Below are 14511 nucleotides of genomic sequence, written 5' to 3' on the forward strand. Positions count from 1 at the left end.
TCTGGTCTGCGATCGCGCGGCACCTCCGTGAAGTCGTCATGTGATGGAGCGGCAGGACAGTGTTGCCAGAGAGCCGCCGTACCCGGTATACGATTGCCGATCCGGGAAGGTTGTCGGCCGGAGGTCGGAGGTTGGTCTGCGGGAGCCTCGCCGCAGGCTCTTGGCCGATCGTGAGAACGTATCACAGGATTAAGGCCCTTATCGATTGGAGCCCGGCATGATTCGAGCCGAAAAGCCTGATCACGGAGATCCCGGTGAGATCGCACACGATAGCCGGATCTCTCCACGGCGGAGTAACTCAGTGTGGCGTCGCCTCGCCCATGGTGTGCGCACGGTCAGCGAACGACTCGGACCGAACGGTGCATTGATCCTAATCCTGGCGTTTGGGCTGATTCTCGTTCTCGTGCTTAGCGTCGCTGCCGCCCAGGTGTACGACAACATCACCGACGCAGATGGGGTAGCCGGTCTCGACCGCCCCCTGCTCGACTTCGTTCTTTCCCTCCGATCGCCATTTCTCGACGTGATCCTCACCGGATACACCCATATCGCCGGTCCCGTTGGCATGCCCATCATCGCCATCGCTGCGATGGCGATTCTCTCGATCCATCGCCGATCCTGGACGCCAGTGATCCTGATCGTCGCCAGCGGCGGCGGGTCGCTCCTCATGACGGTCGTAGGAAAACAACTGTTCGGACGCGACCGGCCTCCTCTCGCCGATGCGGTGCCCCCGTATGAACACTCGGCATCCTTCCCGAGCGGGCACACATTGAACGCGGTGACAGTCATAGGGGTGATCGCCTACCTGCTCATCCTGCGTCAGACGACCTTCCGGGCCAAGACCGTCACGATCGCCACCGCCGCACTCTTCGCCTTCACCACAGGCATCGATCGGATCTACCTCGGACACCACTGGGCAACCGACGTCCTCGGTGCCTGGATGCTCGGCGCTGCCTGACTCGCTCTGGTCATCACCGCACACCAGCTCTACCTCACCGCTCGCGTCCTGCACGAGCAACAAGATCCCGACGGGTCTCGTCCAAGCCCCTCCCTGGTTCCAGGCGCGCATCGGACGCAGCGGAGAAGGTGACGCCGACGGCACGATCGAAAAAACCACTGAGGACATCGCCCGCCTCATCGGCTCCAAACGGTCTCACATGCGATCTCGAGGCTCGTTCATCGTCTTCACGGACAGGATTCTCCACGTGCAACCGCTCGCGTTGCCTGGCGATAAGGCCACAGCCGGTTGAGGGACTCAGCTGACTACGGACCCTCGCGAAGGCCGAGGATCTTCAGCGCGGCTGCGCCGGTGTCTTCAGGTAGTCGAATGTGCCCGGTGCATTCTGTGTGTCGCTCAGGCGATAGATCACGCCCTCGTGATCGATAACGGGCTTGGGCATGCCGTCCGGCTGAAACGGGCACAGAACGGGCTGCCCCGCATCGGTGGGTGTCGGTCCATCGTGCAATACCGCAACGTACGTCTTGATGGTCATCCTTCGACGGTACCCCGTCGATCCAACGAAGATGTTATTATCTACGCATGAATGCAGATAGTAAGGTTTGTGGTCGGATGCCCGAGAGCGACTTCGTCGAGCTGGCGGTTGAGATCTTCGGGATGCTTGCCGATGCGACGCGCGTGCGGTTGATTCTGGCGTTGCGTGAGGCCGGGGAGCTGTCCGTGAACGACCTGGCGGAGATGGTGGATAAGGCCCCGCCGTCGGTGTCGCAGCATCTTGCCAAGCTCCGGCTGGCGCGTATCGTCTCGACCCGGCAGGACGGGACCCGGGTGTTTTACCGGCTGGAGAATGAGCACGCGTCGCAGCTGGTCCGAGATGCGATCTTCCAGGCCGAGCACTCCCTGGGCGGCACCCCCCGCCACCACCACCCGGAGGCGGCCACGGTAGAAACCGCCTCCGCAGAACCGCGCCTTCAGAGCGCGGACGTATGAGCATCCTCACCGAACCGGGGCTGCGCCCTGGGGGCCGGGCACTGCCGAAGCCACCATCGATCTTCGTCACCGGGGCACGTTTGCCCGAGGTGCGGTGGGCGGCTCTTGCTCTGTTGCTGTTTCTGGTCGCGTGGCCGCTGCAGGTGGCCGGTGCCCCGGAGCCGGTGTGGTGGACGCTGTATCTTGTCGGGTACGTTGCGGGCGGGTGGGAGCCGGCCTGGGCGGGTCTGACGGCGCTTCGGAACAAGGTTCTCGACGTGGATCTGTTGATGATCGTCGCCGCGATCGCCGCCGCCGCGATCGGACAGGTGTTCGATGGCGCGCTTCTGATCGTCATCTTCGCCACCAGCGGCGCCCTTGAAGCTCTCGTCACTCAGCGCACCGCGGACTCCGTGAGCAGCCTCTTGACGCTCGCACCAGAACACGCCACACGCCTCACCCGCCGCCGGGACCGTGAGGACCTGGCGGAGGTTCCGACATCCGCTCTGGAGGTCGGGGATCTGATCCTGGTGCGCCCCGGTGAGCGCATCGGCGCGGACGGGATCGTGGTCGACGGGGTCAGCGAAGTCGACCAGGCAGCGATGACCGGGGAGTCGATGCCGGTCCGACGCGGCGAAGGGCAGGACGTGCTCTCCGGAACCGTGAACGGCACCGGCGCTCTCACCGTCCGGGTCACCCGCCCCGCCAGCGAGTCCGTCATCGCCCGGGTGGTGACGATGGTGTCCGAGGCCTCGGAGACGAAGTCCCAACGGCAGATGTTCATCGAGAAGGTCGAGCAACGATATTCCCTCGGTGTGGTCGCGGCGACCCTGCTGGTGTTCTTCGTCCCGTTGATGTTCGGTACCGACTTCCGGGAGGCGCTGCTGCGCGCGATCACCTTCATGATCGTGGCATCTCCGTGTGCGGTGGTCCTCTCCACCATGCCGCCGTTGCTCGCGTCGATCGCGAACGCGGGACGGCACGGGGTGCTGGTCAAATCCGCGACCGTGATGGAACGCCTCGGCCGGACCTCGCTGGTCGCGTTCGATAAGACCGGAACGCTCACCCACGGCGCCCCCGTAGTGAGAGACGTCACCGCACGGCCCGGGCACACCCGCCAGTCGGTGCTGGCGTGGGCGGCCGCTGTAGAGCAGCACAGCGAGCACCCGATCGGGCGGGCCATCGTCCGCGCCGTCCCGGAGGGCACCACCCCTGCTACGAACTTTCGGGCGATCCCCGGCCACGGGGTCGAAGGGGTCGTCGACGGGCGCCTGGTCCGCGTCGTGCAGACGGTTGACGGATCGGGCACGGTCGGCACGATCGTGGACGTCCTGGTCGATAATGAACCTGTCGGAACGCTCACCCTCGATGACGCACTCCGCCCGGACGCAGCCTCCTCGGTCGCACGAACCGAAGCCCTCACCGCATCGCCGGTGCACCTGCTCACCGGGGACAACGACCGCACCGCCACAGACATCGCCGCACGCACCGGGATTCGTGTCGTCCACGCCCGGCTGCTCCCCGCTGACAAGGCTGACGCGGTGAAACGACTCGAGGATGACGGCGCCACCGTGATGGTCGTCGGCGACGGGGTCAACGACGCCCCCGCTCTGGCTGCGGCCAGTATCGGCGTCGCGATGGGTCGGCACGGCTCCGACCTGGCCCTGGATACTGCAGATGCGGTGATCATCCGCGACGAGCTGTCGGCGGTGCCGGCGGTGATCAACCTGTCTCGCAAAGCGCACCGGTATGTGGTGGCGAACCTGATCATCGCCGCGACCTTCATCACCGTGCTGGTGACATGGGACCTGATCGCCACATTACCGTTGCCGCTCGCGGTGGCCGGACACGAAGGATCTACCGTCATCGTCGCCCTCAATGGGCTGCGACTGCTACGTAAGAGCGCCTGGACATGAGAACCACTTGCCGCCCAGCCCTGTCTATCGGAGGCCGATCATGACACCCAAACGTCCCGCCGCGGCCGCGTCCGCGTTGGATTCCGAGAACGCGCTGGTCATCGTCTGTCGCGGCGGTGACTGTGGGAGCCGGCGAAAGCACCCCGCCGTCGATCATGCCGCGCAGCTCACGACCATCCGTACCCGCGTCGGCGGCGCGGCCGAGGTGTTGGTCAGCAAGTGTCTCGACGCGTGCGAGCACTCCAACGTCATCGTCGTCGTCCCAGGACAGGAAGATCGCACCCGGGGAGCCGAGCCGGTCTGGCTGGGCGAGGTCAATGACCCCGACGTCACCGCCGATCTGATCGACTGGGTCACCTCTCCCACACCTTGGTCAGTGCAGCCGCCCACGCTCGTCGACATCCACACCTTCACCCCCACCCGCCGCAGCCGCCACGAACTGGAAGATCCGGACACGGTGCCCGCAGCGCGCCCTACCCGTCGCGGCCGGAAGAGATAGGCCCGACAACTGGTCGTGACCCCGATCTTTCAAGGACGTCCGGTGAGGGGAGCGCAAAGGCGGGGTGCGTCGTGGTCCCATGGTGAGCGCTATTCAGTGGGGCATGCACGCTCCGCTGATTCCTCGAACACCGGCACGGGTCGGGTCTGTGCTTGCTCAGCTGTTGCCGCGACGCCATTGCGTTCGATGTCTTGGATGAGCCAGTCCATCTCGAGAATCTCGCGGCGTTGCGCTTCGCTGATCTCGACAGCGAGCTCGCAGACGCGGACGTCCTGGATTTGAGCGCGTTCGGCCCGGGTGATCGCCATGGAGTGGTGGGGAATCATGGCGCGCATGAAGGCCGTGTCGTCAACAGTGATCTGACTGCGGTCGAGGACGACGCCGCCTCCGACCAGCAGCACGCCCGCGGTGATGATGGCGATGTTGGCTTTGGTGTTCTTGTACATGCTCAGCATCCAGCCGAGCATGATGAGCACCATCGTGCCACCCATGGTGAGCGTCATGAACACCCGGCTTTCACTGAAACGGACGTGAGCCCATTCCCAGGAGCCAACGAACATCACCCAGTACATCACCACCATCGCGGTGAGTATCATCGCCGCGAATCGGATGTACATGTTCATCTGCTTGCGGGGCTTGTGCTGTCCCTGATCGGTGCCGGTTTTCTTGTCTGTCGGCATGAAGGTCGGCCCTCCTTTTCGTTTCGGTGTTTCGGCCGGGGCCGGAGGTGTCGAACCGTGGTCAGAGGGCTTGGAGCAGTTCGGTGCACGCTCGCTCGCAGCGTCGGCACGCTTCGGCACAGATGCGGCAGTGCTCGTGCATGTCTTCGTGTAGCTCGCATTCGCTGGCGCAGCTGGCGCATGCAGTGCGGCAGGCCTCGAGCGTTGCTCGGGTGAGGTTGGCGTCGTAGCCGGTATGGCGGGACAGTATGCGTGCTGTTGCATCGCACAGGTCGGCGCAGTCGAGGTTCGTGCGGATGCATTTGATGAGATCCGCGACCATGTCTTCGCTGAGGCAGGCGTCGGCGCATGCGGTGCAGGCCTGTGCGCACTCCACACACGCGTCAATGCAGGTGGAGAGCGCTTCTTGGTCGATACCGCCGAGATCCTTTGGATACGTTCGCAGCATTTCTGCGGTGGTGGACATGGCTGTTTCCTTCCGTCGTTGATCGTTCGACGATTACTACGGTTCGCGCGCCTCAGCGCGACTGCAAGGGGGTTGTATGCCGTATCCCCGTGGGGTAGCCGACCAATGCTGGCAGCGACGCCGACCTCCGCTGGCGCTACTCGCGCGTTTTGGCGATCGCGAGGAGCGCGGCAAGCCCGTCGGGTGTTCCTGGCCAGTTTCGCTCAAGGGCGTCCATGCCGGCGTGTGTGATGGCGAAGCGCAACCCGATCGCGACGAGGATCGCGTCGTCGAGGTATCCGAGTACCGGGATGAAGTCGGGGACCAGGTCGATCGGTAACAGCAGATAGACGAGAAGGCCACCCAGCCACCACCGGGTAGGGCGCGGCACACCCTTGTCGAAGGCCAGACGTTTGATGAGCCGGACGGCGTCGGGGCCAGACGGGCCATTTCCCGCCAATCGATGGAGCGGTCAGCTCGCCGGTAGTGAACAAGCAGCGCAACAATCAACGCACCCCACAAAAGCGCGATACCACCGAGGACACTGAGAAGAATCTGCAACCAGAACGGCATGCGTGCGGACCTCAGCTCACCGGGGATCGCCCGCGACCCGGGACTCCCGGATCGGACACCCCTCCGCGAGGCGACACCGCACCCGTGCCATCCGTGTGTTCGTGCGACTGCTCGCGTGCGTGATCGTCGCCGCTGGAGTCCTCCCCGGCGGCGGAATCAGCAGGAGGGGGAGTCCTCCCGGGGCGGTAGGGCGAGAGTTCCGGATCGGAGTGGCGGATGCTCTGGATGACGAGCAGGCCGATGCCGACGAGGACGACGGCGAAGGATGCCCAGATGTTGGCGGGGATGCCGAGGGGCGCATCACTGGTGGGATCGATGCGGATCGCTTCCAGCCCGCTGCGACCGAGGCCGTACCAGACCAGGTAGAGCGCGAGGCTGCGCCCCCAGCCCCGAACGAAACGCCGCTCCAGCGCAACGATGAGGGCCGCACCGAGCAGGTTCCAGATCAGCTCGTACAAGAACAGTGGATGAAACAGGGTGCCCGCCGGTGCACCGTCGGGGAACATCGGTGCAGTCGGCAGGATCTCCAATCCCCAGGGCAGCGTGGTGGGGAGGCCGAAAAGTTCCTGGTTGAAATAGTTCCCGAGCCGGCCGATGGCCTGCGCAACGAGCAGAGCGGGAGCCAGCGCGTCAGCGAAGACCCAGAACCGGAGCCCGGCGCGACGGCACCCGATATAGACGCCGAGCGCACCGCCGAGAAGGGCCCCGTAGATCGCGTTGCCGCCGTCCCAGATCGCGAACACGTTCCACAGGTTCGCGTCGGGATAGAAATAGTCCGTGACATGGGTGAACACGTGATAGAAACGCGCGACGACGATCCCCAGCGGTACCGCCCACAACGCGACGTCGATGACGGTCCACGCGGCAACTCCGCGTGCGCGAAGCCGGCGGTCGGTGATCAGCACCGCGGTGATGATCCCGGCGATGATGCACAGCGCATAGACATGCACGGTGAGCGGGCCGATCTGGAAGCTCGCCCACGAGGGATCCGGGCTCGGGATACTTAGCGGTGCGACGATCACGGTGCCTCCTCCAACTCGACTTCGACTAGGAACCTTACGCAACGGCGTGCCCATGGCAACCGACTGGGTGACCCGGCATCGCTCCACCGCAATAGAGAACGGGGACATCCGAACCAAGACCTATCTTAGTATGTAAGCATGCATGCAGATACTAATATAGATCGGTTGCAGTCGGATGGCCCGTTCGTTGAGGTGGCGGTGGAGGTGTTCCGGTTGCTCGCAGATGCGACACGGATTCGCATCGTCCTCGCCCTCCAAGAGGGGGAACTGTCGGTGAGCGCTCTCGCCGAGCTCGTGGACCGCAGCCCTGCGGCCGTGTCGCAGCATCTCGCGAAGTTGCGGTGGGGGAAGATCGTGCGGGTTCGCCAGGACGGCAACCGGATGTTCTACCGGCTCACGGACGAGCACGCGCAGCGCCTGGTCACCGAAGCGATTCTGCAAGCGGAACATGCTGTCGAAGACACCCCTCGGCACCACTCATGATCCAGGTTCTTCGCAACCGGACGTACCGGTCGCTGTTTTCCGCGCAGGTGATCGCACTGGTCGGCACGGGGCTGCTCACCGTCGCACTTGGTTTGCTGGCGTTCGATCTGGCCGGCGCGGCAGCGGGATCGGTGTTGGGGACCGCGTTGACGATCAAGATGGTCGCGTACGTGGGCGTCGCACCGCTGATCGGCGCGGTCGTGGACCGGCTCCCGAAGAAGGCCGTCCTCGTCAGTGCCGACGCGATCCGGCTGTTGATCGCAGCGATGCTGCCGTTCGTGACAGAGACATGGCAGATCTATGTGCTGGTGTTCGTGCTGCAGTCCGCATCCGCGACATTCACGCCCGCGTTTCAGTCGCTGATCCCTTCAGTGCTCCCCGAACCACGCGACTACACTCGAGCGCTGGCCCTCTCCCGCCTCGCGTACGACCTCGAAGCATTGCTGAGCCCTCTCCTCGCCGCGGTCCTCTTGACCGTGATCAGCTACAACAACCTGTTCCTGGGCACTGCCGTCGGCTTCGCCGCATCAGCCGCGCTAGTAGTGACGACCAGACTCCCGGCGCTGTCACACGATCAGCCGGCATCCTCGTTCTGGCAGCGCCTATCGACCGGGATGCGGGTATTCGCCCGCTCGCCCAGCCTGCGGTTTCTGATGCTCACCAACATCGTCGTCGCGGCCGGCACCGCGCTCGTTCTGGTGAACTCCGTCGTCTACGCCAAGGGCGTGTTCGGTTTCGACGACGCAGCCCTCGCCGTCGCCCTCGGCGCTTACGGCGTCGGCTCACTGGTAGTGGCGTTGAACATACCCTGGGTCGTCGAGCGGATCGGAGTGACCCGCACCATGCTTACCGGCACGGCCGTGGTGGCAAGCGGGCTTGTTGCGGCGATCGGTGTCACGATCATCGCCGTCGACACAGGTACCGGGTGGTGGGCACTGCTGATCGTCTGGCTGATACTCGGCGCCGGAACCTCACTGATCAACACGCCCTCCTCAAGGCTGCTCGCGGAAGCCTCCACGCCAACGAACCGGAACCTCGTCTACACCGCCCAATTCGCGCTATCCCACGCCTGCTTCCTCATCACCTACCCGCTCGCCGGATGGCTGGGCGCCACAAGCCTTCCCGCCGCCGCCGAAGCCCTTGCGGGCGTCGGCGTCCTCGGCACAATCGCTGCGCTCCTCCTCCACCGCCGCCAAACCCCGCCCGCAGACATCGATCACCTCACGACAACGACCTGAAGAACCCACGAAACGCGCGATGGCCGCGGTGGCTTCCACTGAGATCTACCGCCGGCTTCCTCTCCGCCAAGGACGTAGGGCATCTACTGCGCAGCAGTCAAGGCGGTCATAGAAGAGTCGGCTGCCGACGGAATTGGCTAGAGAACCCGCCACATCGCTGGTGGGACGATCAGCGGGCGGCATATTCAGTGGTTGCGGACATGCACCAGAGACCGCGATTCGACCCAGATCGTGTACCCGCAAGCGCGGCGAGGGGTCACATACAGGAGCGTTTGGCGGTGCGTCAGCCGTGGCCGATGTTGAGCGCGGCGAGTTGGTCGGAGGTGCCGCGCGCGATTAGGCGCAATTCCTCATCGCTTTCCTCGGTGCTCCAATCCACGAACGCGCAGCAGCGCCGTTCGACCGCGACGAGGTCTCGCAGGCGCAAGATTGAGTCCTCGACTTTCGCGTAGTGAACGGTGAGTTGTGTGTCGGTGCGTTCGGAGGACTGCGCGTAGTCGGCGTCGAAGGCCTGCCACTTCTCAACCTGCGCCTTGGCCTCGGCGATGGTGGGCAGAGTGCACGCGATCGGAGCTTCGTTGAAGGGGCCGTTGTGTGTCATCGAACCGTCGCCTCTACCTCTTCGTTGTCGAGGTCCTCGAGGACTTCGAACGGGGACTCCACATCGCCGCGCCACGCCTCGATGCCTTCACGGATTGCGAGTACCGCCACGACGAGGGCGGCAACGGAGTCGGCCCACCACCAACCGAACAGGCTGTTGAGGGCGAGGCCGATGAAGACTGCCCCTGAGAGGTAGACGCAGAGGATGAGCTGCCTAGCGTCAGCCATGACGCTCTTGGAATCCAGCTCTCGACCGGTGCGCACCTCGAACCAGGCAAGCAGCGGCATGATGACCAGGCTGAGTGCCGTGATCCCGAGCCCGAATGGGCTGTGCGCGGGCCCCTCCACCCGAATAAGGCTCAGGACAGCATCGATTGAGACGTAGGCGGCGAGGGCGAAGAAAGCGAGGCCGATCACCCGCACCGTAACTTTCTCCCAGCGCTCCGGATCTTTCCGCGTGAACTGCCATGCGATCGCGGCCGCAGACAGCACTTCCACGATGGAATCAAGGCCAAACCCGATCAGGGCCGCGGAGGATGCGACAGTACCTGCCCACACCGCCACGATGGCTTCGATCACGTTGTACGTGATCGTAAACCCCACGATGAAACGGACGCGACGGTGCAGCCTAGAGCGACGTTCAGCGGTCAGGGATGTGCTCATGCGTTCACTGCCGTTCCGCAGCATCCAGGGACGCTGCACGATTCATCGACGCACGGGGCGTTCTCGTCAACAGATAGCGTCACATCCACGAGAGCGGTGAGAGCGGCCGCCAAGTGAGGGTCGGCGATTTCGTATCGCGTCTGCCGGCCCTCCGGCTCTGCCACGACAATCCCGCAGTCCCGCAGACAGGTCAGGTGGTTAGAGACATTCGACCGGGATAGATCCAACGATCGCGAGAGCACGGCCGGGTAGCTCGACCCGCCGAGCAGCGTCATCAGGATTCGAGAGCGGGTCGGATCGGCCATCGCTCGACCGAGACGGTTCATCACATCGATACGAGAAGCTATAGTCAGCATTTGATGACTATACAGTGAGCAATGACCAATTGGAAGCTTGGAGAATGAACGACATGCGCTCAAGGGTGGAATGGCTGGAACGATACCAGGTCGCGCTTTACCTCATCGCCCTTCTCGTCGGAGCGGGAGTCGGCCTGCTGGTCCCTGGTGTCGCGCACCCGGCCGAGGGCGCGATCAACCCTGTGCTCGGGCCACTGCTCTACGCGACATTCCTCGGAGTGCCGTTCGCAAAGATAGGCCAGGCTTTCCGCGACTGGCGCTTCCTGATCACGAGGCTCGTGGTGAACTTCGTCCTCGTTCCGGTGGTCGTGTTCCTCCTGTCGCGCATCGTCGCACACGATCAAGTCCTGCTGGTCGGTGTGCTGTTCGTGTTGCTGACACCATGCGTGGACTACGTCATCGTGTTCACCGGGGTCGCCGGTGGTGCCAGAGACCGGCTCCTCGCCGCAGCACCACTACTGATGCTCGTGCAGATGCTCCTACTCCCGGTCTACCTGTGGCTGTTCGTCGGCAATGAGTTCGTCCGCGCCGTCGACCTTGCCCCGTTCGTCGAAGCTTTCCTACTACTCATCGCGCTACCTCTCATCGCCGCCGGGCTGACCCAGTTTCTCGCAGTCCGCACCCGCGCTGGAAAGGTCCTGCAGGAGATCGTACTGGGGGCGATGGTGCCACTGATGATGCTGACCCTTGCGGTAGTTGTCGTCTCACAAATCGGCGGCGTCTGGCAACAACTCGCTTCGTTGCTCCGGGCCATCCCGGTTTTCTTTTTGTTCGCCGCGGCCATGATCCCCATTGGTGCTGCAGCAGGGAGGATCGCTCGACTTGACGTTGCAGGGCGTCGAGCGATCGTGTTCAGCGGCGCCACGCGCAACTCCCTGGTTGTCCTCCCGCTCGTCCTTGCGCTGCCGGCAATCTTCGACCTTGCCCCGCTCGTCGTCGTCACGCAGACGCTCGTCGAGCTCGTCGCCATGGTTCTCTTCGTCCGACTCATCCCGCGCCTACTCCCGGCCCATGCCTCGGAACGTGCGGACTCCTAACCGCGTTGGACCTGGACGCTCCGACACCTTCCACGACGTCAGCGACTATGCAGTTGCATCAGGCGATCATTACTTGGAAGCGCGTCTTTACCGAAGGCTGCCAAGCACAGGCCACCGAGACTCGCAAGCTGGACGCCCACCGGGACTCCTGCCCCGGAATGACACACCGGTGCCGACGCGTGTGGTTCCGGCAGGCGGACATTCCCGTAAGACCCGCCCGAGAAAATGCCTGGTCAGGGGACGCTAAACGCTACAGCGGATCCGGTGATGAACTGCTCGCCGGGTCCGCTCAGTTTGCTTACTTTCCCGTGTCCCACGCGTGGGTGTTCTTCGTGTGGGCGAGGCGGCAGGAGTCGCTGCCGGTTTCGATGATGTTGCCGCCGAAGGTGAGACGGTCCACGATCGCAGCGCAAAGCCGCGGATCAGTGAGAGTCTTCGTCCAGCCGGAGAACGACGAGGCAGCCTTCGAGTCTAACCCCCAACGGGTTCCTCACGAAGCCGGTCGGACTAGCTCGACTCGTCACCGATCCACGGGCGGTGCTTGACTCCCTTGACGCGCAGCAATAGCACACGGTCCAGCCTGGGCACCCCCGACGAACGATCAAAGCAAATACGAGAATCCTCGGTCCGGAAGTTGTAGACCCGGCCGTCGACGGTCACGTCCAGCCCGTACCTGGAGTGCATTGTGCAATGGCGCGGGTACCCGCGCACCTCTGTGGCATGAGCAATAGCCCTGCAGGAACGCCACTCGGATCGCCCATCGCTTTCCCCCTCGCAGTCATCACGGTCAGCGAGCGCGGAGCCATAAACGTCAGCTGCAACGGAAACGACTTCCCGCCTCCAACGCCGGACGCGCCTTGGAGCCGCGCACGGTTTGGTGATCTTCTTGATGCGATATCCGAACACCGCTCCCACACCGTCCGAGTTGAGGTGCACGAGTTCGATGGCTCGGTGTTCACCGACATCGTCCATGCGGTGCGACGAGAGCAAGCCATCGCAGACGTTCAGTCACCCAGCACGATGCGGCGAGCGCGGCACCGCCCAACGGATCAGCTGATCGAGGTCACCGGGTCCGGATTCGTCCCTGGCGAGGACGTCACCGTCGCGCTGTCAGTCTCCAGTGCTGAAGGATCCGCTGACGGGAGCGCTCGTGCGGTCATCGATATGAGCCAACTCGTGGATCACCGATCGGAGATATTGCTCATCGGACGCGTCTCCGGCGTCATCGTCACCGAATCTTTGCCATCGTGAGTACCCCACACGGTCAGGGTCGGGGTTTCGGCGATGAGTTGACCAACTTCCTGATGATCGCGTTGATCGCAGTCTTCGGGGTCGCCGTCGTCTTGCGAGCTGCGGGTTCCGTTGCGGCATTCCTCGCTGGCACTGCGCAACCTCAGGTCGGGATTGCTGGCGGAGTCACCCTGCTGTTCAGCCCGACAAATCCGGCCGAGGTGCTGCAGGCGCCCGGTCTGAATGCAATTCTCTACTGGTCGATTGCAATACTGCTGCTCCTCATTCTCGGCAGCGCTATCGGGTGGGCTTGGGTCCGTTGGCGTCGGCACTCACACAACGTCGATACCGATCCACGGCGGCTCGCGGGAACTGCCAGCAGTCACGAGGTCGCAACCAGTGCGTCGGCGAAGGCACTCCTGCGCCGAGCTGCGACGCTTCGCCCTTCACTGGAACAGCCAGAACCCGCGGACGTGGGCTACCTGCTCGGGCGCTCGCACGGCAAGCAGGTGTGGGCCAGCGTCGAAGACTCGATCCTTCTCATCGGCCCGCCGCGTTCAGGTAAGGGCCTGCACATTGTGATCCCAGCGATTCTCGATGCGCCGGGTGCAGTGGTGACGACGTCGACCCGGCCCGACAACCTGACGGCAACGATGCGCGCACGCGAACGGTTCGGTCCGGTCGCCGTCTTTGATCCTCAGCATCTTGCTGAAGGCGTCTCCTCTGGGCTGCGGTGGTCGCCTATTCGGGGCTGCGAGGACCCGTTGACCGCGATGATTCGCGCGACTGGTCTTGCAGCGGCCACCGAGCTGTCCGCTGGCGGCGTCGAGGGTGGAGGGTTCTGGGAAGGAAAGACCCGCATCGCTCTGCAGGCGCTCCTACATGCGGCCGCGCTCGATCATCGAAGTCCGGCTGAGCTGTTCCGATGGACCCTCGACCCATCAGCCGCCGCGGAGGCAGTCGCCATCCTGACGGGCTCACCGCTGGCAGCCACGGGGTGGGCGGATTCGCTGGAGGCAACGCTCGACGCCGACCCGCGCACGCGCGACAGTATCTGGCAGGGTGTTTCGCTCGCATTGTCGGCGCTGGCCGACCCCAGAGTGCTAGATGCTGTCAGCCCGGCAGAAGGCGAGCAGTTCGATCCCGAGCGTTTCATCCGCGACCGTGGCACGCTGTATCTTCTGGCGACCGGCGTTGGGGCCGGGAACAGCGCAGCTCTCGTCGCAGCTCTCGTTGAAGACCTTGTCGAGACCGCCCGCCGAATGGCTGCTCGATCACCCGGCGCACGGCTCGATCCGCCGCTACTGTTTGCGCTCGACGAGATCGGAAACCTTGCGCCGCTACCCTCACTGCCCACACTCATGGCAGAAGGTGGCGGCACCGGGATCACAACGATGCCGGTGCTTCAATCCCTTGCCCAGGCGCGGGACAAGTGGTCTGAGAACAAGTCGGCAGCGATCTGGGACGCCAGTATCGCGAAGATCATCCTTGGAGGCGCCTCGAACTCACGAGACCTTCAAGACCTCTCCACGCTGATCGGCGAACGCGACGAGTTCACCGACTCCGTCACGCTCGGTGACCATGGCTCGCGTTCCAACCAGCGTTCCATCCGTCGCGTACCGATCCTGCCGCCCGACCGCATTCGCACGTTGCCGTTTGGCACCGGGGTCATCTTGCTCCGGTCGGCGCCCCCGATCGTCACTGACCTCCACCCCTGGCCCAAGCGCCCCGACGGTCAACAGCTCAAAGCGGATCGTGCAGCGGTTGAGTCGCTGTTGAGACGCCCTGCCACGCCATGATCCGCGCTGGGGCGCAGCGCGCACCTGTCTGTTGCAGCGGCCATCA

The 14511-nt window shown here is 64.1% G+C and carries 16 protein-coding genes and 2 pseudogenes; 9 read left to right on the forward strand and 9 right to left on the reverse strand.

What is annotated here, in order from left to right; translation table 11 throughout:
- Positions 1-325 precede the first annotated feature (325 nt).
- On the forward strand, positions 326-955 hold the full coding sequence (locus BGO46_RS08810; RefSeq protein ID WP_292678103.1) for a phosphatase PAP2 family protein: 630 nt from the start codon (positions 326-328) through the stop codon (positions 953-955).
- Between the two features lie 334 nt (positions 956-1289).
- Here BGO46_RS08810 and BGO46_RS08815 read toward each other — a convergent pair whose 3' ends face one another.
- Positions 1290-1490 carry a hypothetical protein gene (locus tag BGO46_RS08815; RefSeq protein ID WP_036299925.1) on the reverse strand — a complete coding sequence of 67 codons (201 nt, stop codon included), beginning with the start codon at positions 1488-1490 and terminating at the stop codon, positions 1290-1292.
- Between the two features lie 47 nt (positions 1491-1537).
- Between BGO46_RS08815 and BGO46_RS08820 the strand changes: the two genes are divergently transcribed.
- From BGO46_RS08820 to BGO46_RS08830, 3 genes are read left to right on the forward strand one after another with little or no spacing between them, the layout of a single operon-like run.
- Complete coding sequence (locus BGO46_RS08820; RefSeq protein ID WP_051513712.1) at positions 1538-1945, forward strand: metalloregulator ArsR/SmtB family transcription factor; 408 nt, start codon at positions 1538-1540, stop codon at positions 1943-1945.
- Positions 1942-3840 carry a heavy metal translocating P-type ATPase gene (locus BGO46_RS08825; RefSeq protein ID WP_292678102.1) on the forward strand — a complete coding sequence of 633 codons (1899 nt, stop codon included), beginning with the start codon at positions 1942-1944 and terminating at the stop codon, positions 3838-3840. The genes BGO46_RS08820 and BGO46_RS08825 overlap by 4 nt, the downstream gene beginning before the upstream one ends.
- A 40-nt stretch (positions 3841-3880) precedes the next feature.
- Positions 3881-4339 carry a hypothetical protein gene (locus BGO46_RS08830; protein WP_051513709.1) on the forward strand — a complete coding sequence of 153 codons (459 nt, stop codon included), beginning with the start codon at positions 3881-3883 and terminating at the stop codon, positions 4337-4339.
- An 89-nt stretch (positions 4340-4428) separates the two neighbouring features.
- Here BGO46_RS08830 and BGO46_RS08835 read toward each other — a convergent pair whose 3' ends face one another.
- The 4 genes and pseudogenes from BGO46_RS08835 to lgt form a co-directional block, all read right to left on the reverse strand.
- Positions 4429-5019 (reverse strand): DUF305 domain-containing protein, encoded by a 591-nt coding sequence (locus tag BGO46_RS08835; RefSeq protein ID WP_292678100.1) that lies wholly within the window; start codon positions 5017-5019, stop codon positions 4429-4431.
- Positions 5020-5080: 61 nt separating this feature from the next.
- Positions 5081-5485: a four-helix bundle copper-binding protein gene (locus BGO46_RS08840; RefSeq protein ID WP_141880425.1), complete on the reverse strand. Its 405-nt coding sequence runs from the start codon at positions 5483-5485 to the stop codon at positions 5081-5083.
- A 241-nt stretch (positions 5486-5726) separates the two neighbouring features.
- Positions 5727-5813, reverse strand: a pseudogene (locus tag BGO46_RS08845) (DUF1232 domain-containing protein); the annotation flags it as partial.
- Between the two features lie 235 nt (positions 5814-6048).
- A complete protein-coding gene (gene lgt, locus BGO46_RS08850; RefSeq protein ID WP_246081369.1) occupies positions 6049-7059 on the reverse strand; it encodes a prolipoprotein diacylglyceryl transferase in 1011 nt (336 codons plus the stop codon).
- 165 nt (positions 7060-7224) lie between these two features.
- On the opposite strand from lgt, the gene BGO46_RS08855 reads away from it, so the two are divergent.
- Together BGO46_RS08855 and BGO46_RS08860 are read left to right on the forward strand one after the other, a co-directional pair.
- Positions 7225-7542: a metalloregulator ArsR/SmtB family transcription factor gene (locus tag BGO46_RS08855; protein WP_292678099.1), complete on the forward strand. Its 318-nt coding sequence runs from the start codon at positions 7225-7227 to the stop codon at positions 7540-7542.
- Positions 7539-8780, forward strand: coding sequence for an MFS transporter (locus tag BGO46_RS08860; protein WP_051514050.1), 1242 nt, complete (start codon positions 7539-7541; stop codon positions 8778-8780). The genes BGO46_RS08855 and BGO46_RS08860 overlap by 4 nt, the downstream gene beginning before the upstream one ends.
- Positions 8781-9063: 283 nt before the next feature.
- Here BGO46_RS08860 and BGO46_RS08865 read toward each other — a convergent pair whose 3' ends face one another.
- The 3 genes from BGO46_RS08865 to BGO46_RS08875 are packed head-to-tail and all read right to left on the reverse strand — an operon-like array spanning position 9064 to position 10399.
- A complete protein-coding gene (locus BGO46_RS08865) occupies positions 9064-9381 on the reverse strand; it encodes a hypothetical protein (RefSeq protein ID WP_036301234.1) in 318 nt (105 codons plus the stop codon).
- Positions 9378-10043 (reverse strand): cation transporter, encoded by a 666-nt coding sequence (locus BGO46_RS08870; protein ID WP_036301243.1) that lies wholly within the window; start codon positions 10041-10043, stop codon positions 9378-9380. The genes BGO46_RS08865 and BGO46_RS08870 overlap by 4 nt, the downstream gene beginning before the upstream one ends.
- The gene (locus BGO46_RS08875; protein ID WP_081766446.1) at positions 10040-10399 is read right to left on the reverse strand and encodes a metalloregulator ArsR/SmtB family transcription factor; all 360 of its coding nucleotides are present in this window, start codon (positions 10397-10399) and stop codon (positions 10040-10042) included. The genes BGO46_RS08870 and BGO46_RS08875 overlap by 4 nt, the downstream gene beginning before the upstream one ends.
- A gap of 53 nt (positions 10400-10452) precedes the next feature.
- On the opposite strand from BGO46_RS08875, the gene BGO46_RS08880 reads away from it, so the two are divergent.
- Positions 10453-11436 (forward strand): bile acid:sodium symporter, encoded by a 984-nt coding sequence (locus BGO46_RS08880; RefSeq protein WP_292678110.1) that lies wholly within the window; start codon positions 10453-10455, stop codon positions 11434-11436.
- Positions 11437-11734: 298 nt separating this feature from the next.
- Here the strand turns inward: BGO46_RS08880 and BGO46_RS08885 are convergent.
- Positions 11735-11890, reverse strand: a pseudogene (locus BGO46_RS08885) (ATP-binding protein); the annotation flags it as partial.
- Positions 11891-12387: 497 nt separating this feature from the next.
- Here BGO46_RS08885 and BGO46_RS08890 point away from each other — a divergent pair.
- A complete protein-coding gene (locus tag BGO46_RS08890) occupies positions 12388-12687 on the forward strand; it encodes a hypothetical protein (RefSeq protein WP_243419913.1) in 300 nt (99 codons plus the stop codon).
- The gene (locus BGO46_RS08895; protein WP_036297568.1) at positions 12684-14465 is read left to right on the forward strand and encodes a TraM recognition domain-containing protein; all 1782 of its coding nucleotides are present in this window, start codon (positions 12684-12686) and stop codon (positions 14463-14465) included. Before BGO46_RS08890 ends, BGO46_RS08895 begins: the two co-directional genes overlap by 4 nt.
- The last annotated feature ends 46 nt before the right edge of the window (positions 14466-14511 follow it).

It is taken from the genome of Microbacterium sp. 70-16, from assembly GCF_001898315.1.
GTDB lineage: Bacteria > Actinomycetota > Actinomycetes > Actinomycetales > Microbacteriaceae > Microbacterium.

What these genes read in the sequence shown, in the direction of transcription:
- BGO46_RS08815 (WP_036299925.1), bottom strand. Translation starts at nt 1,490, where the DNA reads ATGACCATCAAGACGTACGTTGCGGTATTGCACGATGGACCGACACCC.
- BGO46_RS08820 (WP_051513712.1), top strand. Translation starts at nt 1,538, where the DNA reads ATGAATGCAGATAGTAAGGTTTGTGGTCGGATGCCCGAGAGCGACTTC.
- BGO46_RS08825 (WP_292678102.1), top strand. Translation starts at nt 1,942, where the DNA reads ATGAGCATCCTCACCGAACCGGGGCTGCGCCCTGGGGGCCGGGCACTG.
- BGO46_RS08830 (WP_051513709.1), top strand. Translation starts at nt 3,881, where the DNA reads ATGACACCCAAACGTCCCGCCGCGGCCGCGTCCGCGTTGGATTCCGAG.
- BGO46_RS08835 (WP_292678100.1), bottom strand. Translation starts at nt 5,019, where the DNA reads ATGCCGACAGACAAGAAAACCGGCACCGATCAGGGACAGCACAAGCCC.
- BGO46_RS08840 (WP_141880425.1), bottom strand. Translation starts at nt 5,485, where the DNA reads ATGTCCACCACCGCAGAAATGCTGCGAACGTATCCAAAGGATCTCGGC.
- BGO46_RS08860 (WP_051514050.1), top strand. Translation starts at nt 7,539, where the DNA reads ATGATCCAGGTTCTTCGCAACCGGACGTACCGGTCGCTGTTTTCCGCG.
- BGO46_RS08865 (WP_036301234.1), bottom strand. Translation starts at nt 9,381, where the DNA reads ATGACACACAACGGCCCCTTCAACGAAGCTCCGATCGCGTGCACTCTG.
- BGO46_RS08870 (WP_036301243.1), bottom strand. Translation starts at nt 10,043, where the DNA reads ATGAGCACATCCCTGACCGCTGAACGTCGCTCTAGGCTGCACCGTCGC.
- BGO46_RS08875 (WP_081766446.1), bottom strand. Translation starts at nt 10,399, where the DNA reads ATGCTGACTATAGCTTCTCGTATCGATGTGATGAACCGTCTCGGTCGA.
- BGO46_RS08880 (WP_292678110.1), top strand. Translation starts at nt 10,453, where the DNA reads ATGCGCTCAAGGGTGGAATGGCTGGAACGATACCAGGTCGCGCTTTAC.